The organism is Halomonas sp. A020, assembly GCF_027943625.1.
In the GTDB taxonomy this organism is placed as follows: domain Bacteria; phylum Pseudomonadota; class Gammaproteobacteria; order Pseudomonadales; family Halomonadaceae; genus Vreelandella; species Vreelandella piezotolerans.
Genome location: NZ_AP022850.1, coordinates 2,719,676 through 2,738,557 on the forward strand (window position 1 = coordinate 2,719,676; position 18,882 = coordinate 2,738,557).

The window sequence follows — 18,882 nt, forward strand, 5'->3', positions numbered from 1 at the left end:
AACGGCACCCTGAGCGGTGCCGTTTTTCGTTTCAAGATGTTAAAACAATCCGCTATCCAACCCAGCAGCAAGGGTCATGCCCAGCTCTTCGGCTTGGCTGATAAACGCCTCTTGCCACTCGCCGCGAAAAATCAGAGGGTCCTGCACCCAACGCCAGCGTAGTCCCGTAACGATACTTTCCACTGCCCGACGAGTACCCGTTCCATCATGGCCCGCGCGGATGTAGAGCGCGCAGGGCAGGCCCTGCTTCTCTTCCAGTACGCCGTAGTAGCTGCGGTCGAAAAAGTCCTTTAGCGCGCCGCTCATGGTGCCTAGGTTTTCGGTAGTGCCCAATACGATACCGTCACAATCGAGGATGTCCGTCGGTCCTGCGTCGAAAGGCGTTTTGACGATGCACGTCACTGACTCGATATCCTCATGTTCTGCACCTCGCTGTACGGCCTCGCTCAAGGCGCGGGTATTGATGGAGGGGGAGTGGGCCACGATTAATAGACGTTTCATTCGGCGTTCTTCAGGCAATTGGCGGTAAGTTCAAGAGGTGCCACACTGTAAGCACTCCATGGCACAGCCTAGTCGCCTTTGGGTAAACCAATCAAACGCTCTCACACGGCATCTTGGATAGGGTATCAAGCGTTGAACGATCAACCAGGGAATTGCGTCATGCGCCAGCAGACCAAAGCGATAGGGATCACCACTTTTTGCACATTGGCACTCTTATTGGCAGGGTGTGCCGGCCCATCACGCCCGCCTGCCGATAACGAGCGCTCGGCGGCTCCTGCCGTCAATCAAGTAGCGACAGTGCCTAGCGCGCAGATAGCGCAGCCATCTTCCGTGGTGCGCGCCGATGATTGGGCGCCGCCACTGCAGGTGAGTCCAGAAGAAGAGGCCGCTTATTACGTCAGCCGCTTGGCGGATCGCCGGTTCGTCAGCCAGTATGGAGGCCCCGATAACTCAAGGCCTTGGTACATCGCCGCCGAGCGACTAGGCGACATCGGCCTGCCGGCAGTGCCGCTGTTGTTCTCAAGATTACACACCGATGACGCTTATGAGTTGATGCTGGTGCTATACGCGCTTCAGCTCGCCACACAGGATCCGCTTGTGACGTTTCAAACGGACGGTGACTACATTCAATTGCCCTCCGTATTAGACCCTAACGCAAATGCGGCAAATCGGCGAATTGCGCAGCAGTGGTGGGAACGCCATTCGTCGCGATTAGAGTTTCGCTAAATCATTCGCTACATTATGGCTTGCTATTACATCCGTAGAATAGGAGAGCATGATGGCTTTTGCACTATCCTCAATGAGCGTCACTAGCTCGGCGTTTGCGAATCACCAAGCGATTCCTGCCAAGCACACGGGCGAGGCTGAAGACGTTTCCCCAGCGCTTGCGTGGGAGGGGGCGCCGGAAGGTACTAAGGGGTTTGCGGTGATTTGTCATGACCCAGATGCGCCACTGGTGAAAGAGGGCAGTTATGGTTTCGTTCACTGGGTGCTGTACAACCTGCCTGGTGAGACCACTTCGCTGGAAGAAAGTACTGCGCTGGGCACGTCCGGTATCACCGATTTCGGTAAATTGGGATATGGCGGGCCTATGCCGCCGGAAGGACATGGCAGCCACCTTTACTACTTCTGGGTACTGGCGCTGGACAAGCAGACGTCACTGCCCGAAGGGCTGACGTTGCCTGAGCTACTCCAGGCCGTGGAACCCCATCTGCTGGGAATGAATCGCTTGGTAGGTACTTACCAGCGAGGCTAAACCGGCATTAGGCTGGAGCATTGCGCTCAAGCCGTGTAGGCTCCGTCGCTTGCTACTGTTTGCGTGACTGTCTGCTGCGATGGAGTCTTTAATGAGTGACCTGCCTAACTGCCCTACCTGTGCCTCTGAGTTTACCTACGATGATGGCCTTCAGTATGTTTGCCCCGAGTGTGGTCACGAGTGGTCGAAAGCGCCAAGCGCCAGCGAAGCGGACTTGGATGATGGCATTCGTGATGCAAACGGCAACCTGCTCGTCGATGGTGACTCGGTGACCGTGATCAAAGATCTCAAGGTCAAAGGCAGCTCCTCGGTCGTCAAAGTAGGCACCAAAGTCAAAAACATTCGATTGGTGGACGGCGATCACGACATCGACTGTAAAGTCGACGGTATTGGTCCTATGAAATTGAAGTCCATGTTCGTCAAGAAAGTCACCTCTTAATCCCGCCTTCTGACAGCCTGCCGCTTGCGAGCAGGCTTTTTTATGTCCATGTCATAGTTTTCCTAAATGATAATGATTGGCTTTTTTGATGTTATCAGCCGCGAACGTGCTAAGAAGTCGCGCTATTTGATAAGGATTTTGCAGAAGGGCTTCACATCAAATTTATACAGGACTAAAATGGTACCCAATTAGCGGGTAGGCCAACGGTTCGGCCCAACGCGATGGCAAACGGAGTGACTATGCTCAAGCTTTCTCGGCTGACAGATTATGCCGCTGTGGTGATGGCACAAATTGCCCGTCATCCCCAGGCGTCGCATGCGGCGGCTGACTTAGCAGACGCGGTACAGCTACCCCATCCCACCGTGAGTAAAACCCTTAAAATGCTGGTGAAAGCAGGACTCTTGGAGTCGCAGCGTGGGGTTCAAGGTGGTTATCGCCTAGCGCGGCCAGCGTCGCACATCACGGCGGCTGACATTATCAGTGCCATTGAAGGCCCCGTCGCGATGACCGAGTGCAGCCAAGCCGAAGGTGAGTGCGACTTGGTGGCCACCTGCGGTGTGGCCGACAACTGGCAGCGAGTATCGCTGGCCATTCGCACGTTACTCGAAAGTGTGACGTTGGCGCACTTGGCCGACACGACACCTATCAAACTGCCCGTACAGTTACCGATCCAAAGCATTAGCCTATCGGCGGCATCCGCATAAGCCGCTAGGTCTATCACCCTATTGACGGCGAGCTGACCTCGCCACCCAACTGCCCGGAGGGTATCACCATGGCAAGCGAAGAAATGGAACAGTTGGTTCGTCGCGAGTACAAAGATGGTTTTGTAACCGATATCGAAAGCGACACACTGCCACCTGGCCTTGATGAAAACACCATTGCCTTCATTTCCAAGAAGAAAGGCGAGCCCGAGTGGATGTTGGAGTGGCGTCTGGATGCGTATCGTCAGTGGTTGAAGATGGAAGAGCCATCCTGGGCGCACCTCGACTATCCGCCCATCGATTATCAAGAGATCTCCTATTTCAGTGCGCCCAAGCGCCCAGAAGATCGTCCCCAAAGCCTCGACGAGGTAGACCCTAAACTGCTGGAAACCTACGAGAAACTGGGTATTCCGCTGCACGAGCGTGCCGCCCTGGCAGGGGTTGCCGTCGATGCGGTCTTCGACTCCGTCTCGGTTGCGACGACCTTCAAAAAAGAGCTGGCGGAAGCGGGCGTGATTTTCTGCTCCATTTCCGAAGCGATTCGTGACTACCCGGATTTGATCAAGCAGTACCTGGGTACGGTAGTGCCCGTGGCTGATAACTATTTTGCTGCGCTAAACTCCGCCGTGTTCACTGATGGCTCGTTCGTGTTCGTGCCAAAAGGCGTGAAGTGCCCGATGGAGCTGTCTACCTACTTCCGTATCAACGCGGCCAATACGGGCCAGTTCGAGCGCACGCTGATCATCTGCGAGGATCGTGCCGAGGTCTCCTACCTGGAAGGCTGCACCGCACCCATGCGCGATGAAAACCAGTTGCACGCTGCCGTGGTCGAACTGGTTGCATTGGACGATGCCTACATCAAGTACTCCACCGTACAGAACTGGTATCCCGGTGACGAAGAGGGTAAGGGCGGCATCTATAACTTCGTGACCAAGCGCGGAGACTGCCGTGGTGAGCGTTCCCGCATCAGCTGGACACAGGTCGAAACCGGCTCGGCGATCACCTGGAAGTATCCTTCTTGCGTACTGCGTGGCAAAGACAGCATCGGCGAGTTCTACTCCGTTGCCGTTACCAATGGCCGCCAGCAGGCGGATACCGGCACCAAGATGATTCACATTGGTGAGGGTACTCGCTCCTACATCGTCGCCAAAGGCATTTCGGCGGGTAAGAGCGACCAGTCCTACCGTGGTCTCGTCAAGATCGGGCCGCGTGCCAAGGGTGCGCGTAACTTTACCCAGTGCGATTCACTGCTGATCGGCGACAAGTGCGGGGCACACACCTTTCCGTATCAAGAAATCGGTAACAGCACGGCGACCATCGAGCACGAAGCAACGACCTCCAAGATCGGTGAAGATCAGCTCTTCTACTGCCAGAGCCGTGGTATCTCCGAAGAGGACGCGGTCAGCATGATCGTTAACGGTTTCTGTAAAGACGTTTTCCAGGAACTGCCGATGGAATTCGCAGTTGAGGCGGAAGCACTGCTAAATGTCACTCTGGAAGGCGCGGTGGGCTGACCGCACCGGCACCCAACTCATTTTAAGGGCGTCGCGCTCGCGACCCGCAAGCATTTAAAAGGCGATCACTATGTTGCAAGTTAATGATTTACACGTCACCGTCGAAGGTAAAGAGATTCTGAAAGGCTTGACGCTCACCATCAATGCCGGTGAAGTTCACGCCATCATGGGCCCTAACGGCGCGGGTAAATCCACGTTGTCAGCAGTTATTGCTGGTAAAGATGGCTACGAGGTGACCCAAGGCAGCATTACGTTCGAAGGTCAGGACGTACTGGAGATGGAAATCGAAGAGCGCGCCCAAGCGGGTCTGCTGCTGGGTTTCCAATACCCGGTCGAAATTCCGGGCGTGAAGAACATCTACCTGCTGAAGTCCGCGCTGAACGCTCAGCGGGCTGCGCGCGGTGAAGGTGAAATGCCTGCCCCCGAATTCATGAAGCTGGTGAAAGAGAAGCTTGGCTTCATGAAAATGGACGCCAGCTTTCTGCAGCGTGCGGTGAACGAAGGCTTTTCCGGCGGTGAGAAAAAGCGCAATGAAATCCTGCAGATGCTGGTGCTGCAGCCAAAGCTGGCCATGCTCGACGAAATCGACTCTGGCCTCGACATCGACGCCATGAAAGTCGTCGCTGACGGCGTGAACAGCCTGCGTGCCGAAGAGCGTGCCATTCTATTGGTCACCCACTATCAGCGCCTGCTGGACTATATCGTACCGGACAAAGTCCACGTTCTGGTCGACGGCCGCATCGTCAAAACCGGCGATGCCGAGCTTGCCAAAGAGCTAGAGGCCAACGGTTACGAAGGCATTGAGGAGTCCGTGGCATGAGCGATACCCAAACCTTTCTGGACACGCTAGCGGCGCGCAGTCAGCAGCGCGCTGGAGAGCCTACCTGGATCGCTGCTCGCCGTCAGGCGGGCGCGGCTCGCTTCGAAGCAATGGGCTTCCCGACCCGCCGCGATGAAGAGTGGAAATATACCGATGTTCGCGCCATCGCCCAGGGCAACTTTGCCTTGGCAGAGAACGCCGAGTTCTCTCAGGCCCAGGCGGCTGCCCTCACGCTGCCACTGGATGCTTACCGGCTGACGTTCGTGGACGGTGTGTTTTCGGCAGCGCTATCGGACCTCGATGCGCTTCCCGACAGCGTTCAGGTCATGCCGCTCTCCAAAGCGCTGACGGATAACCATGAAGCCGTTGGAGGGCCGTTGGGTCGTTTGACCGGTGTCGACTTCTCGAGTTTTGCTGCGCTGAACACGGCCTTTATGGAAGAGGGCGCCGTGGTGCGTATCGCCCCCGGCACCGTAGTCGAAAAGCCCATTTTGCTGCAGTTCCTTTCCCGCGCGGGCACGCCGGTGATGAGCCATCCACGTATTCTGGTGGAAGCCGCTGGGCGTAGCGAAGCGACACTGATCGAGCACTACGTAGGCGAGGCGGATGCCGCCAACTTCACCAACGTGGTGGCTGAGTTGATGCTGGATCGTGGGGCGATTTTGAACCACTACAAGCTGCAGGAGGCGCCGCTCGGCGATCTGCATGTGGCGAGCATCCACGTAGAGCAGAATCGTGACAGCCGCTACACCTCGCACAACCTGAATCTGGGTGGCGCGCTGGTGCGTAACGACCTGATCAGCGATTTGAATGGGCAGGGCGCTGAGACGAACTTCTACGGCCTGTTCTTTGGCCAGGGGCGTCAGCACGTGGACAACCACACCAAGGTCAACCACAACGCCCCGCTGACGTTCTCGAACGAGAACTACAAAGGCATTCTGGATGACCGCGCTCACGGCGTCTTCAACGGTAAGGTCTACGTGAAGCGCGACAGCCAGAAGATCGAAGGTTTCCAGAGCAACCAGAACCTGCTGCTATCGGATCGCGCGCAAATCGACGCAAAACCCGAGCTTGAAATCTATGCCGACGACGTGAAGTGCTCCCACGGTACCACTACCGGTCAGTTGGACGAGGACGCGATCTACGCACTGCGTACCCGCGGTATCGACGAAGCCACCGCCCGTGGCCTTCTGACACTGGCGTTTGCTGGGGAAGTGCTGGAGCAAGTGGCACTGGATGCCGTCGCTGAGCGCGTCGAGTTGGCGGTGGCGGGTAAATTGCCGGAGCGTTTCAACCTGGCCGGACTGGTCGAAGCGGCGGCTGCGCTCAACGATTAATCAAGGAGTCATCGATGCCCCATAGCGTGATTGAGAAGCCCATGGCGGGCAGCACTGAGGCGTATGACGTTGAGGCACTGCGTGGCGACTTTCCGATTTTAAATCGTGAAGTGCACGGTAAACCACTCGTCTATTTGGATAACGCGGCGACCAGCCAAACGCCACAACAGGTGATCGAGGTGTTTAGCGACTACTATTCGCGCTATAACGCCAACATTCACCGTGGGCTGCACACGCTGGCCGATGAAGCGACAGCCGCTTTTGAAACCACACGTCATCGTGTCAAAGCGTTTCTCAATGCTGAAGATGCTCGCCAAATCATTTTCACGCGGGGTACTACCGAGGCCATCAATCTCGTCGCGCAGAGCTGGGGGCGCAGCTCACTCGGCGCGGGTGACGAGGTATTGATCTCGATGCTGGAGCACCACTCTAACATCGTGCCTTGGCAGCTGTTGGCAGCCGAGCGAGGGGTCACCATCAAGGTGATTCCGGTCGATGCCCGCGGTTCGCTCGATATGCAGGCGTACCGTGAGCTGTTGAGCGAGCGCACCAAGCTAGTGGCCGTGAATCATGTCTCCAATGCACTGGGCACGATCAACCCGGTGAAAGAGATGGCGGCATTGGCGCATCAGCACGGCGCATTGATCCTGGTCGATGGCGCCCAGGCCACGCCGCATCAGCAGGTCGATGTTCAGGAGATAGACGCCGATTTCTACGCTTTCTCAGGTCATAAAGTATACGGCCCTACGGGCGTAGGCGTGCTTTACGGCAAGCAGGCGCTACTAGAGGCCATGCCGCCTTGGCAGGGTGGTGGTGAGATGATTAGCACCGTCTCTTTCGATGTTGGCACTACGTTTGCCGATATTCCTCATAAATTCGAAGCGGGCACGCCCGCCATTGCCGAGGTCGTGGCACTAGGGCGCGCCTTGGAGTGGATGGAAGGCGTCGGTGTCGACGCGATTAGTGCCTGGGAAACGGTATTGCTGGACCATGCGACTCAGGCCGTCAACCAGATCGACGGCCTGCGTATCCTGGGAACCGCGCCCCATAAAGCGGGTGTTCTCTCCTTTGTGGTCGAGGGTGCGCATGCCCAGGACATTGGCCTGCTTATCGACCAGTTAGGCGTCGCGATTCGCACTGGACACCACTGTGCTCAGCCGCTGCTTCATCATTTTGGTGTCGAGGCAACCTGTCGTGCCTCGTTTGCGGCGTATAATACGCTCGACGAAGTGGATATCTTCGTGGCAGCGCTCAACCGCGTGATTGGGATGGTACGTTAAGGACTGCTATGGATATCGAGCAAGTGGCCAGCCTCGAACGAGGCCAACAACTACCGCTGCAACGAGATGTCGACGCTATCGCCATTCCGTTTGGCAAAACGGAGACGCTGGCGGAAGATAGTGTCGTCAGCGTCATGCAAGCCAAAGGCAGCTCGGTCAGTGTCGGGTTCGAAGGGCGTTTATACTTGATCGAAGGACGTCATTTGGACGCGCTGGGGCTAGAGCCGCTCCCACGGCCGACGCTCCCTGAGAGCGCTAGCGATGAAGAGATCGAGCAGTTCGTGTGGGATCAGTTACGCACCTGTTTCGATCCCGAAATACCGGTCAACATCGTTGATCTAGGGTTGGTATATGGCTGCCGAATCGAGCGCTTGATCAGCGGCGAGCGTATGGTGACTATCCGTATGACGTTGACCGCGCCAGGTTGTGGGATGGGGGACGTGATTGCCGCCGATGCGCGCAACAAAATCCTGGGAGCGCCGCAAATCAACAAGGTGCATACCGAGATCGTCTTCAGCCCGCCCTGGAGTCGTGACATGATGAGCGACGAAGCCAAGCTAGAGCTCGGCATGTTCTAACCCCTGTTGGGGAGCTGGATGCACAGCCTGTTATTACGTTGGATGAAGCGTTTGCTAATGTCGCTAGGAGCCTTGTTGCTGCTGGCGACATTGCTGTTTATAGCCGGTAATTTGTGGGTGCTCGCGAGCACCACACGCTATATCGACGGCCACTGGGCGCAGTGTCGTCCGACCGATGTAGCGATTGTGTTTGGCACCTCTCACTGGACGCGCAGTGGCCTGCGCAACCCTCACTTTCATGCCCGCATGCGAACCTCAGCGCGCCTTGTGGCTGACCAGCGTGTGAAGCATCTGCTGATCTCCGGGGACAATCGCACCCAGGCGTATAACGAGCCGCGCGCCATGTGGCGAGACCTGTATCGCCGAGGGGTGTCCGCGGAGCAGCTGACGATGGATTTCGCTGGCTTTAGCACCTACGACACGATGGTGCGTGCGCGAGATGTGTTTCAGTTGGATGAGGCGCTATTGGTCACTCAGAGCTGGCATTTGCCTCGGGCCATCTTTATTGGTCGAGCGCTAGGCATGGACGTGACGGGCTGCATCGCAGAGGAGCAACCCGCAGCAGACGAGTGGCGGCTGAGGATGCGCGAGTGGGTCGCACGCATTGCCACGTTGGGAGACCTATACCTCTGGGGAAGGGAGCCTTACTTTCTTGGTCCCGCTGAGCCGATCGATCTACAGCCGCAGAGCAGTAGTGCGACTGAAAGCAGCAAACCGGCACTCGAAACGACCGTTAATAGCGATGCTGCTCTACTGTTATTGCAGACGCAGGAGGATGAAAGGGGGATAGAGCCGAGTGCCGAGGAGTACTTAACCCCTAATGCCCGATACTAGCGCCGGGCTTTGCGTTTTTGCAGGCTATACAGCTCCCGGATAAGCTTTCGGCAACCCTGCATGCACTCGTCCACGACCGGCTCGATGGGATCGGGCAGAGGGTGAGTGAATAGCGTTGAAAGGGCCTGCATGAGTACACGCTCTTGTTCCAACAGCTCATTGATCAATACTTGGCTATCGTTGCCCACGAAACTCTTCAAACGGCTCCACAGCCACAGAAAATCGTCCCGCTCGACATCCGCATCCCGTGGCAGCATTTTCAGGTGAGCACGGGCAAGCTCCTGCAACGTGCGCATTTGTTGGAGTCGCTCAGTATAGTGCGGCTTCAGTGCATCGCGCAGCGAGGGGCGCAGGCGTTCGATATTGTCCTGGAAATAATCAATGCTATCGGCCAGCGCTTCCAGCACGCTGTCCATCGCCACTTGGCGATTGTCGAGAAACATGAGCGTCTACCTCCTTCGGTGACGCAGATTGTGGGGGTGGCAGCGTTGATTTGCCACCCCTAATGGGGATTATTTTTACAATTGACCGTTAGCCTTTAGGCTTGGGTGGTGCTTTGCGAGCAGGCACTGCATTCTTTTCGATATGCTCGATGATCATGCCGGCAATATCCTTGCCGGTGGCGCTCTCGATGCCCTGTAGTCCGGGAGACGAGTTGACTTCCATGATCACCGGGCCGTGGTTCGAGCGAAGCAAATCCACGCCCGCGACGCGCAGTCCCATCGCCTTGGCTGCACGAATTGCGGTGGAACGCTCTTCTGGGGTAATGCGAATCACGCTAGCGGTGCCGCCGCGGTGTAGGTTAGAGCGGAATTCGCCCTCTGCCGCTTGTCGCTTCATCGAAGCGACGACCTTATCACCAATGACGAAACAGCGAATATCGGCGCCGCGTGCTTCCTTGATGTACTCCTGCACCATGATATTGGCTTTCATGCCCATGAAGGCTTGAATCACGGACTCTGCGGCTTGGTTGGTTTCTGCCAATACCACACCAATGCCTTGAGTGCCTTCCAGTAGCTTGATGACCAGGGGGGCACCCTTCACCATGGTGATCAGGTCGGGAATGTCGTCAGGGGAGTGAGCAAAACCAGTAATGGGTAGGCCCAAGCCTTTACGGGAGAGCAGCTGTAGCGAACGCAGCTTGTCACGGGAGCGAGTAATCGCGACCGAGTCGTTGAGGACGTAGGTGCCCATCATTTCGAACTGACGTAGCACCGCACAGCCGTAAAAAGTCACCGACGCGCCAATACGAGGGATGACCGCATCGAACGGCTCGATTTCCGCGCCTTTATAGTGAATAGAGGGGTGGTGCGAGGCGATGCTCATATAGCAGCGCAGGGTATCCACAACCCGGGCAGTGTGGCCGCGCTGTTCGGCGGCTTCCACCAGTCGGCGGGTAGAGTAGAGGTTGCGATTACGCGAAAGCAGGGCAATATGCATGCAAGGCTCCGGTTTAAAAAAGTTGCCGTTTAAAAGTGTTCAAGGCTCGCCGTGCAAAAAAGCGGCACCGGGGGCGACGAGCAGGCGGCGCATGGCACGCCTGCCCAGCAACATCGCGTGGCGCATATTGCTACGGTCGGTCAGGGTGAGTTCAACCGGAAAGTTCAGTTCGCCCAGTTGCATAGGGGTTCTAATCACATAGCGCCACTCGCTATGGCCGTTTGAGCTGGTGACGCGTCGACGGTCGTGTAGGTGTAAACGGTAGCGGTGTGCTGGGGTTTCTGGTCCGCCGCTATGGGTCAAAAAACTCACCCATAGCTGCCCGTCGGCATCTTCGTGGGTTTCGATCTCTTCAGCGTGCAGTGCCGACGTGCGCGCACCGGTATCGGCTTTGCAGCAGAGGTGAAGCCCTAACTCAGGTAACGTCACCATTTCGCGGCGGCCGATGACCGCTTTGGCCTGATAGGGTAATTCCTTCACAGTGCACTCCTGACGATATAAGAAAAACAAGACATAGTGATGACGTTTGTTGTTAGCCGTTATGCGAAGACTGCATGGCCGATAAACGCGCCTGGATAGCGGAACCCGCAGGCGCGTCACGTAGGGTAAGCATAACGGGTAAGCGTAGACGAGGAATCAACGCAATGTCGCGTACCACGGAGGCAAAGTGGCTGCGCTCGTCTTCCGCCAAGCGCTGTAGGAACCTGGGAAGGCGTTCGGCGTCTTCTAGCCATGGCCAGCCGCGTCCGGCTATGGCGGCCATCAAATCTGGGCCGCAGGCTGCCGGGTCGTTTAGCAGGTGGCTGTACCATTCGCCTGCTAGAGCTGCACGGGAGCTGCCAACGGACCGCACGCAGGCGCACAGCGTTTCTAAATCTCCCTCGCTGGCTGCCACCTCGCCACGCGCGCACAGAGCTTCGACGAGCGCATCCGGCAAGGGTTGGTGCTCCAAGCAGTAGCAGAGGGAGTGGATCACACTTGTCGGCAGGCCGGGAATGCGGCCGGCGAGCGCCTCTGCGGTCTCGTTATCCAAGCGAACGACGTAATCGGCAATGCCTTGTAGCCCCAAAGCTTGCCAGTCGATCGTCTGTTGGCCGCTCAAATACGCTTCCACAGCCTCTAGGTGCTGGCTGGCAGATAGGCCATGGGTATGGGTAGCCCGGGCATTGAGCATGGCCTGAAAAGTAATGTCCGGCGTAAACGCCAGTGGATTATCTTTCATCAGATGATCGACGTCTGCCGTGTCGGCGGCGCCCAGGTCGGTGGCGGCGGCATTGCGCCCAAGCGTTTCCAACAGACGGTTGATGAAACCGTCACGCTGGGCAGGCGAGAGCATGCCTTGCTCGTCCAGTGGCAGTGCCAAGAACCAAATGGCAGGCTCTTCCATGGCTCCCAAACGGAATACGATGGCGAGCCGTGCCTGACCCTGCCAAGGCTCGGGCCATGCGTGCTCGGCGTTCTCGAAAGCGCGCAATACGTCTCGTGGACACGACGTGACCCGGCGCCCCATATGGTAAAGCGATACCTCCGCACCGCTGCGCGTAAAAAACTCATCAAGGGTGTGAATTGGCTGCATGACATCCTTCCGCTTTTCAAGCCTGCACTCTACCTTGCTGGTTTGCCACTGTCAGCCGCAAGCGCTGATTAATCCGCGCTTTATTGTCTAGGTGGTTAAAAATTGAACAACGTTGTGTAAGCCGCGTGAGAGTAACGGTGGCGACACCTTTCCATAGTTTATCCACAGCCTCTTGCAGGTTTTCTGTGAATCTATGAATAACGACTTCGAGAGAGGCGTACGAGTAGCAACTTACCCACAGAGTTGGGATAATGGATGTCAACATTGTTCAACCCCAAGGTGTTTATGAGCGTCCATCAACAGCTTCAAACCGCGCTTCTCGAGCTTGAAGCCGCCATGAAGGCCGCGAATTTATGGCGCACCCCTACGCCCGAGGCGTCGGCGTTTGCCAGCCAGCAGCCTTTCTGTATCGATACCATGTCGTTGCCTCAATGGGTGCGTTATGTGTTCATTGCGCGACTGAACGCGTTAATCGATGCCAAAGCCGCCATGCCTGCCAAGTGCGACGTTGCCCCGGCGGTGGCGGCTTACATGATGCAGGAGAAGCTCAGGGCCAGTGACCAAGTGCTCGTCGTCAAAGCAGTGGAGCGTGTCGACCAAATCGTCACCGAGAATTAAGAGCGTGTCTCATCAACGAAAATGCCCAAGGCGCTCGCCCTGGGCATTTTTTTGTGGAGACTGCGTCGCTTCAGAAACGATAGCTCAATCCTGCCATGACGACCATGGGGTCAATGGCAACGGTGCCTGCAGCGGCACCATTGACGGTGGCATCGGTATCGATGTCCAAGTACCAGGCGGCAGCATTCAATGCCCAATGTTCGTCGATCAGCAGGTCGAAACCAACTTGGGCGGCAGCGCCCCAGGAGTCGTCGAGATCGAGTTCGCCAATCGCTAGCTGCTCATCGGAGAAGCGTGTGTAATTGATGCCTGCGCCAACGTAGGGTTGTACGCGAGCGTCGCTTCCGCCCAACGGATAGTACTGCAAGGTTAAGGTCGGCGGCAGGTGCTTGGTAGAGGCGAGGTTCTCGCCGTTGAGTTGGATGTCGTGCTCAAAGGGGAGTGCGGCCAGCAGCTCGACGCCCAGCTTATCGTGGAAGCGGTAGCCCAAGGTGAACGCGAAGTCGGTTTTATCCTGAACATCCACTGCGAAGGCACCGCCTGCCAGCGAGCCGTTGTCGCTCTTGGGGGCTACTTTAGCGACCCCTACACGGGTGAAAAAGTCGCCGGCACCGTAGGCAATGGCTTGGCTGCTGATGGCCAAGGTGGCAGCGGCAAACCCAGTGGCGAGTAAGGTGGGAAGTGATAAAAGGCGCATGGCGTCGCTCCTGACCGTTCATTTTAGGGAAGTGAGTTGCTTAGCAATCATGCGGACAGTGTATCGAGTCAGGGCGAAGGCGTTCTTGACCTGGAGCAATCGCGGTGCTCTTGTGGCTCGAAACTTTCGACACAAAGTACCGCGCACAAAAAAGCTCAGCGGGTTGCCCCGCTGAGCTTATTGCATCCTATCTTGGGTTACGCTTCTTGACGGTCGATATGCTTGTACTCACCGGCGTCTGCCGTCACGCTGCTGACGACCAGAATGGCGATGAACGAGGCGATGAAGCCTGGAATGATTTCATACACGCCGGGACCACCCATGAAGGAGCCGTTCCAGCCCAGTGCAATCCATACCATGACGGTTACTGCGCCGACGATCATACCGGCTACCGCGCCCGCACCGTTAGTACGTGGCCACATCAGTGACAAGATGATCAGCGGGCCAAAGGCTGCACCAAAGCCCGCCCAGGCGTTACTGACCAGACCCAGCACTTGGGAGTTTTCGTCAGAGGCAATAAAGGCTGCCACAATACCGACCAGCACGACGCAGACCCGCCCCACTGCCACACACTGCTGCTCAGTGGCATTTTTGTGCAGGAAGAGACGATAGAAATCCTCGGTCAGCGAGGAAGAGGAGACGAGCAGCTGACTAGAGATGGTGCTCATGATGGCCGCCAGCAGCGCCGCATACAGGAAGCCGGTGATCAACGGATGGAACAGCAGGTTGGCTAGAATAATGAAGATGGTTTCTGGGTCTTGTACGTCCAGCCCATTACGAACGGCAAACGCACGACCTGCCAAGCCCAGAGAAACGGCTCCAATGAGCGATACCAGCATCCATCCCATGCCAATGTTGCGCGCAATGGGCACATCCTTTTGTGAGCGGATGGCCATGAAGCGCACGATGATATGCGGCTGACCAAAATAGCCAAGGCCCCAAGTAACCGCTGACAGCCAGCCGATAAAGGTCAAGCCGGTCGTCCAAGAGAGCAGGGTGGGGTCAACGCTATTCAGCGTTTCGGAGGCCTGGGAGAAACCGCCGCCGCCTTCGCCGAACAGTACTACGGCTGGCATGATGATCAGCGCCAACATCATGATGCAGCCCTGCACGAAGTCGGTCATGCTCACCGCCAAAAAGCCGCCCACGACGGTATAGATCAATACCACGCCCAGGGTGATGACCACGCCCATGGCGTAATTGCTCATGTCACCGAAGTTATAAACCCCCGTGAATGCGCTTTCGAACAGCTTGCCGCCAGCGACGAGGCCCGACGCCGTGTAAACGGCGAAGAAAATCACGATGACGATGGCCGATACCGTGCGCAGTGACAGCGCCCGGGTCGGGAAGCGATTGGCCAAAAAGGCCGGGATGGTGATGGCGTTACCGTAGTGAATGGTCTGCTCACGCAGGCGCGGCGCCACCAGCAGCCAGTTAAAGAACGCCCCGACCAGCAGGCCGATCCCGATCCAGGCGGAACCGAGGCCCGATACGAACATGGCGCCGGGCAACCCCAACAGCAGCCAGCCGCTCATGTCCGAAGCGCCCGCGGAAAGTGCGGCGACCTGTGGGCTAAGAGTTCGCCCCCCCAACATATAGTCTTCAGAAGAAGACGTGGATTTGCGCATTGCGTACACGCCAATGGCGATCATCAGCGCAAAGTAACCAAATAAGCTAATCCAGACACCTGTAGCCATGAAACTTCTCCAATTTGTGAGGACGACGCTACGATAAGTACAAAAGCGACTGCGGGTGCTGACCCTTTTGTACACGGCGAGCGTCGACAGGGGCTGCGTTGGCCAGGCCATGGCGGCCATCAGCAGCCTTGTTGTTGTTAATCCTGAGTCGCTCTTCTACTGCCAAGCGTCGCGCATTCGCTCGTCGAAGCATGAGAGAGTTGATGGGTACGTGCGTATCTCGTGTTCCCCGTGCCCGGCGGGAGGCCCGTGAAGGCCCCCCGCGTCAAGGCAGTTGCTCTATTATTGTCAACCATGAGACGGTTCCTTTTCAGGAGATCAGGTTAGTTGTATGGACGAGCCGTTACTCATCCCCTAGCGCCAGAAGTGACGCGTTGCCACCTAGGGCGGCGGTGTTGTTAGTAATCGTTTTTTCGGTCACGAAGCGCTGCAAATAGTGCGGTCCGCCCGCTTTCGGGCCAGTGCCGGATAGCCCCTGTCCACCGAACGGTTGAACGCCCACGACAGCCCCGATGATATTACGGTTGATATACACATTGCCTACTCGAATTTTCTGCGCTATTTCAGCGGCAAAGGATTCATTACGGCTATGTACCCCAAACGTCAGGCCATATCCACGGCCGTTGATGTCGTTGATGACCTTGTCCAACTCGCGTGCTTTGTAGCGCACGATATGTAGGATGGGGCCAAACTGCTCGCGGGTAAGGGCATCGATGCTATCGATGGTAAAAGCCACTGGCGGCACGAACGTACCGTGCTGGGTGTGTTCAGCGGCCATAGGCGTTTCGGCGACTAAGCGGTTTTCGCCTTTGAGCTTTTCGATGTGCGCCATTAAGCCTTTACGCGCGTCTTCATCGATGACGGGGCCGACATCGGTGCCCAGGTCGCGGGGGTCGCCGATCCGCAGTTCGCTCATCGCACCCTTAAGAATTTCGATGACGCGATCAGCGACGTCTTCCTGAAGGTAGAGCACTCGCAGGGCCGAGCAGCGCTGACCGGCACTCTGGAACGCCGATTGAATCACATCCACGACGACCTGCTCCGGCAGGGCCGTCGAGTCGACGATCATCGCGTTCATACCGCCGGTTTCGGCGATCAGCGTGGGTAGCGGCGCATTTTCGCGGGCGGCCAATGCGCGGTTGATGATTTGCGCCGTGTCGGTGCCGCCGGTGAAGACCACGCCGGTAATGCGCGGGTCAGACGTCAATACGCTGCCCACGGTCGGGCCGTCGCCCGGCAATAGCTGCACCACGTCGCGGGGCATACCGGCTTCGTACAACAGCTCGATGACGCGGTGGGCAACGATCGAGGTTTGCTCGGCGGGTTTTGCCAGCACCGTGTTGCCTGCAATGGCGGCGGCAACGATTTGTCCGCAGAAGATCGCCACCGGGAAGTTCCAGGGGCTGATGGCTGCAAACACGCCTTTACCACCCATGGTCAACCGGTTGGACTCACCGGTCGGGCCAGGCAGTTCGATCGGCTCGCCAAACGACGCCTCGGCACGCATGGCATAGTAGCGGCAGAAATCGACCGCTTCCTTGATTTCATCGACGCCATCGGTGAGCAGCTTGCCGCCCTCGCGGGAGCAGAGCGTCATCAGCTCCGCCATGTGCTCTTCCATCAGATCGCCCAGCCGACGCACAATCGCCGCGCGCTCGGCGACGGGCGTCGCGTCCCAGCGTGGGAAGGCTTCCCAGGCGGCATCGAGGGCTTTCGCCGCTTGCTCTTTACTGGTCCACTGCACGCTACCGACGGTTTGGCGACGATCGAATGGCGACGTTACGCGATGCGTGTTGGCGCTGTCATCGGCCACATCGAAGGCTAGCAGCGGCTTGGTGGGGTACTGCTTGTCCATGAACCCGCCCATCTTCTCCATCAGCGGGTAGTAGTGGCTACGGATATTGAGATTGACCCCGCGTGAGTTTCGACGTTTGGGTCCATAGATGTCTTTCGGCAGCGGAATACGCTTGTTATAGAACGTTTTCTGTTGACGCAGGGTGTCAATGGGGTGCTGGCACAGCGACTCTACCGGCACGTCGGGATCGACGATCTGGTGAACGAACGATGAGTTGGCGCCGTTTTCCAGCAGGCGACGAACCAAGTAAGGCAGCAGGTCTTTATGAGCCCCGACCGGCGCGTAGATACGGCAGTAGGTGCCTTTGGGCGCACGCTCCAGGGCCGCATCATAAAGCGCTTCGCCCATACCGTGCAGACGCTGGAATTCGAACGGGCGCTTGTCGTGGTTCGCGAGTTCCAAAATGGTGGTGACGGTGTGGGCGTTATGCGTCGCGAACTGCGGGAAGATGCGGCCACGGGTGTCGTCAGAGAGCAAGAACTGCGCACAGGCCAAATACGCTACGTCGGTACACGCCTTGCGGGTGTAAACCGGGTAACCATCGATACCCAACTGCTGCGACTCTTTGATCTCGCTGTCCCAGTACGCCCCTTTGACCAAACGCAGCGGAATTTCATCGCCCTGTTCGTCGGCCAAGCGGTTGATGTAGTGCAGCACCGGTAGCGCGCGCTTCGAGTACGCCTGTACCACTAGGCCAAAGTGACCCCAGCCTTTGACGGCGTCGCTTTGATAAATCGCCCGGAACACTTCAAGTGAAAGCTCCAGACGATCGACTTCCTCAGCGTCGATGGTCACCGCCACATCCAGCTCGCGTGCTTTGGTGACCAGCTGGATGACGGTATCCACCAACTCGGCCAGCACTTGCTCTCGGCGGCCGAATTCATAGCGCGGGTGAAGAGCGGAAAGCTTGATGGAGACCGAGGGGGCAGGCGTCTTGTCGCCCAGGGACTTACACGCTTTACCAACTTGCTCGATGGCACGGGCGTAATCGTCGAAATAGCGCTTGGCGTCGGCGCGGGTGCGGGCGGCTTCGCCCAGCATGTCGTAAGAGTAGGTGTAACCTTTATTGAACAGCGGCTTAGAGCGCTTTAGCGCTTCATTAATGTCGCGGCCCAATACGAATTGTTTACCCATGATTTTCATGGCTTCGGTCATTGCCCGACGAATGACCGGCTCGCCCATGCGGTTCACCATGCGATTGATGAAATGGGCGGGCTGGCCCTCTTTAGGATGATCCAGCTTCAATACCCGGCCGGTCATCAGCAGGCCCCAAGTCGAGGCGTTGACCATCCACGACTCGCTCTTGCCTACGTGGGACTGCCAATCGGCTGGCCCCAATTTATCTTCGATGAGTGCATCGGCGGTAGCTTTGTCCGGAATACGCAACATCGCCTCGGCGAGACACATCAGCATGAGCCCTTCGTGGGTATCCAGGCTGTACTGTTGCAACAGCTCGTCGATGGTATCGACAGCGGTGTCCATGTTGCGAACGTCGCGTACCAGCGCTGCCGTGTTGGCTTCAATGCGCGCGAAATCGTCCTGATCGGCGTTGAGCAGCTTGATCAGCTCGCCCACGTAAGCATCTTCGTCGACGATGTAGTGTTCGCTGACACGCTGCATGAGTGTATCGAGGTCGGTTTGCCAGGTGGCAGAGTCACGCATTTTCTTAGCATTGAGCATTGGAGCCCCCGTAAGACAGGTCTGAAACGAGCAACTTTAACGATAGCTGGGTTGGCTACC

The 18,882-nt window shown here is 57.3% G+C and carries 19 protein-coding genes; 11 read left to right on the forward strand and 8 right to left on the reverse strand.

Annotation, left to right across the window (positions count from 1 at the left end; translation table 11 throughout):
- Positions 1-39: 39 nt before the first annotated feature.
- Positions 40-501: an NAD(P)H-dependent oxidoreductase gene (locus FRH_RS12670; protein WP_281996967.1), complete on the reverse strand. Its 462-nt coding sequence runs from the start codon at positions 499-501 to the stop codon at positions 40-42.
- Between the two features lie 159 nt (positions 502-660).
- Here FRH_RS12670 and FRH_RS12675 point away from each other — a divergent pair, with 159 nt between their 5' ends.
- From FRH_RS12675 to FRH_RS12720, 10 genes are all read left to right on the forward strand, one after another.
- Positions 661-1,227, forward strand: a complete 567-nt coding sequence (locus FRH_RS12675; RefSeq protein ID WP_218013992.1) for a hypothetical protein — start codon at positions 661-663, stop codon at positions 1,225-1,227.
- Positions 1,228-1,279: 52 nt separating this feature from the next.
- Positions 1,280-1,756, forward strand: coding sequence for a YbhB/YbcL family Raf kinase inhibitor-like protein (locus FRH_RS12680; protein ID WP_139528437.1), 477 nt, complete (start codon positions 1,280-1,282; stop codon positions 1,754-1,756).
- Between the two features lie 91 nt (positions 1,757-1,847).
- Positions 1,848-2,195 carry a zinc ribbon domain-containing protein YjdM gene (locus FRH_RS12685; RefSeq protein ID WP_139528438.1) on the forward strand — a complete coding sequence of 116 codons (348 nt, stop codon included), beginning with the start codon at positions 1,848-1,850 and terminating at the stop codon, positions 2,193-2,195.
- Between the two features lie 239 nt (positions 2,196-2,434).
- Positions 2,435-2,899 (forward strand): SUF system Fe-S cluster assembly regulator, encoded by a 465-nt coding sequence (locus tag FRH_RS12690; protein WP_139528439.1) that lies wholly within the window; start codon positions 2,435-2,437, stop codon positions 2,897-2,899.
- Between the two features lie 68 nt (positions 2,900-2,967).
- A complete protein-coding gene (sufB, locus tag FRH_RS12695) occupies positions 2,968-4,410 on the forward strand; it encodes a Fe-S cluster assembly protein SufB (RefSeq protein ID WP_139528440.1) in 1,443 nt (480 codons plus the stop codon).
- 70 nt (positions 4,411-4,480) lie between these two features.
- Positions 4,481-5,230 (forward strand): Fe-S cluster assembly ATPase SufC, encoded by a 750-nt coding sequence (sufC, locus tag FRH_RS12700; RefSeq protein WP_139528441.1) that lies wholly within the window; start codon positions 4,481-4,483, stop codon positions 5,228-5,230.
- A complete protein-coding gene (sufD, locus tag FRH_RS12705) occupies positions 5,227-6,567 on the forward strand; it encodes a Fe-S cluster assembly protein SufD (RefSeq protein ID WP_139528442.1) in 1,341 nt (446 codons plus the stop codon). Before sufC ends, sufD begins: the two co-directional genes overlap by 4 nt.
- Positions 6,568-6,581: 14 nt before the next feature.
- Positions 6,582-7,847: a cysteine desulfurase gene (locus tag FRH_RS12710; RefSeq protein WP_139528443.1), complete on the forward strand. Its 1,266-nt coding sequence runs from the start codon at positions 6,582-6,584 to the stop codon at positions 7,845-7,847.
- Positions 7,848-7,855: 8 nt separating this feature from the next.
- Positions 7,856-8,425 carry a putative Fe-S cluster assembly protein SufT gene (gene sufT, locus FRH_RS12715; RefSeq protein WP_139528444.1) on the forward strand — a complete coding sequence of 190 codons (570 nt, stop codon included), beginning with the start codon at positions 7,856-7,858 and terminating at the stop codon, positions 8,423-8,425.
- Between the two features lie 18 nt (positions 8,426-8,443).
- Positions 8,444-9,259, forward strand: coding sequence for an ElyC/SanA/YdcF family protein (locus tag FRH_RS12720; RefSeq protein ID WP_139528445.1), 816 nt, complete (start codon positions 8,444-8,446; stop codon positions 9,257-9,259).
- On the opposite strand, the gene FRH_RS12725 is transcribed toward FRH_RS12720, so the two are convergent.
- The 4 genes from FRH_RS12725 to FRH_RS12740 form a co-directional block, all read right to left on the reverse strand.
- Positions 9,256-9,702 (reverse strand): hypothetical protein, encoded by a 447-nt coding sequence (locus FRH_RS12725; RefSeq protein WP_139528446.1) that lies wholly within the window; start codon positions 9,700-9,702, stop codon positions 9,256-9,258. The genes FRH_RS12720 and FRH_RS12725 overlap by 4 nt on opposite strands.
- 88 nt (positions 9,703-9,790) lie before the next feature.
- Positions 9,791-10,699: a 30S ribosomal protein S6--L-glutamate ligase gene (gene rimK, locus FRH_RS12730; RefSeq protein ID WP_139528447.1), complete on the reverse strand. Its 909-nt coding sequence runs from the start codon at positions 10,697-10,699 to the stop codon at positions 9,791-9,793.
- Positions 10,700-10,738: 39 nt separating this feature from the next.
- Positions 10,739-11,179, reverse strand: a complete 441-nt coding sequence (locus FRH_RS12735) for a RimK/LysX family protein (RefSeq protein WP_153843938.1) — start codon at positions 11,177-11,179, stop codon at positions 10,739-10,741.
- Positions 11,180-11,231: 52 nt separating this feature from the next.
- On the reverse strand, positions 11,232-12,275 hold the full coding sequence (locus tag FRH_RS12740; RefSeq protein WP_239286068.1) for a DUF3549 family protein: 1,044 nt from the start codon (positions 12,273-12,275) through the stop codon (positions 11,232-11,234).
- Positions 12,276-12,560: 285 nt separating this feature from the next.
- On the opposite strand from FRH_RS12740, the gene FRH_RS12745 reads away from it, so the two are divergent.
- Complete coding sequence (locus FRH_RS12745; RefSeq protein WP_153843965.1) at positions 12,561-12,893, forward strand: YqcC family protein; 333 nt, start codon at positions 12,561-12,563, stop codon at positions 12,891-12,893.
- Between the two features lie 70 nt (positions 12,894-12,963).
- On the opposite strand, the gene FRH_RS12750 is transcribed toward FRH_RS12745, so the two are convergent.
- From FRH_RS12750 to putA, 3 genes are all read right to left on the reverse strand, one after another.
- Positions 12,964-13,590 carry an OmpW family outer membrane protein gene (locus FRH_RS12750; protein WP_239286066.1) on the reverse strand — a complete coding sequence of 209 codons (627 nt, stop codon included), beginning with the start codon at positions 13,588-13,590 and terminating at the stop codon, positions 12,964-12,966.
- 197 nt (positions 13,591-13,787) lie between these two features.
- Positions 13,788-15,287: a sodium/proline symporter PutP gene (gene putP / locus FRH_RS12755; protein ID WP_139528451.1), complete on the reverse strand. Its 1,500-nt coding sequence runs from the start codon at positions 15,285-15,287 to the stop codon at positions 13,788-13,790.
- Between the two features lie 343 nt (positions 15,288-15,630).
- Positions 15,631-18,822 (reverse strand): bifunctional proline dehydrogenase/L-glutamate gamma-semialdehyde dehydrogenase PutA, encoded by a 3,192-nt coding sequence (gene putA, locus FRH_RS12760; protein ID WP_281996968.1) that lies wholly within the window; start codon positions 18,820-18,822, stop codon positions 15,631-15,633.
- Positions 18,823-18,882: the final 60 nt, after the last annotated feature.

Bases quoted from the DNA above. Each gene is read 5' to 3' on its own strand.
- FRH_RS12670 (WP_281996967.1), bottom strand. From the start codon at position 501: ATGAAACGTCTATTAATCGTGGCCCACTCCCCCTCCATCAATACCCGC.
- FRH_RS12675 (WP_218013992.1), top strand. From the start codon at position 661: ATGCGCCAGCAGACCAAAGCGATAGGGATCACCACTTTTTGCACATTG.
- FRH_RS12680 (WP_139528437.1), top strand. From the start codon at position 1,280: ATGGCTTTTGCACTATCCTCAATGAGCGTCACTAGCTCGGCGTTTGCG.
- FRH_RS12685 (WP_139528438.1), top strand. From the start codon at position 1,848: ATGAGTGACCTGCCTAACTGCCCTACCTGTGCCTCTGAGTTTACCTAC.
- FRH_RS12690 (WP_139528439.1), top strand. From the start codon at position 2,435: ATGCTCAAGCTTTCTCGGCTGACAGATTATGCCGCTGTGGTGATGGCA.
- sufB (WP_139528440.1), top strand. From the start codon at position 2,968: ATGGCAAGCGAAGAAATGGAACAGTTGGTTCGTCGCGAGTACAAAGAT.
- sufC (WP_139528441.1), top strand. From the start codon at position 4,481: ATGTTGCAAGTTAATGATTTACACGTCACCGTCGAAGGTAAAGAGATT.
- sufD (WP_139528442.1), top strand. From the start codon at position 5,227: ATGAGCGATACCCAAACCTTTCTGGACACGCTAGCGGCGCGCAGTCAG.
- FRH_RS12710 (WP_139528443.1), top strand. From the start codon at position 6,582: ATGCCCCATAGCGTGATTGAGAAGCCCATGGCGGGCAGCACTGAGGCG.
- sufT (WP_139528444.1), top strand. From the start codon at position 7,856: ATGGATATCGAGCAAGTGGCCAGCCTCGAACGAGGCCAACAACTACCG.
- FRH_RS12720 (WP_139528445.1), top strand. From the start codon at position 8,444: ATGCACAGCCTGTTATTACGTTGGATGAAGCGTTTGCTAATGTCGCTA.
- FRH_RS12725 (WP_139528446.1), bottom strand. From the start codon at position 9,702: ATGTTTCTCGACAATCGCCAAGTGGCGATGGACAGCGTGCTGGAAGCG.
- rimK (WP_139528447.1), bottom strand. From the start codon at position 10,699: ATGCATATTGCCCTGCTTTCGCGTAATCGCAACCTCTACTCTACCCGC.
- FRH_RS12740 (WP_239286068.1), bottom strand. From the start codon at position 12,275: ATGCAGCCAATTCACACCCTTGATGAGTTTTTTACGCGCAGCGGTGCG.
- FRH_RS12745 (WP_153843965.1), top strand. From the start codon at position 12,561: ATGAGCGTCCATCAACAGCTTCAAACCGCGCTTCTCGAGCTTGAAGCC.
- FRH_RS12750 (WP_239286066.1), bottom strand. From the start codon at position 13,590: ATGCGCCTTTTATCACTTCCCACCTTACTCGCCACTGGGTTTGCCGCT.
- putP (WP_139528451.1), bottom strand. From the start codon at position 15,287: ATGGCTACAGGTGTCTGGATTAGCTTATTTGGTTACTTTGCGCTGATG.
- putA (WP_281996968.1), bottom strand. From the start codon at position 18,822: ATGCTCAATGCTAAGAAAATGCGTGACTCTGCCACCTGGCAAACCGAC.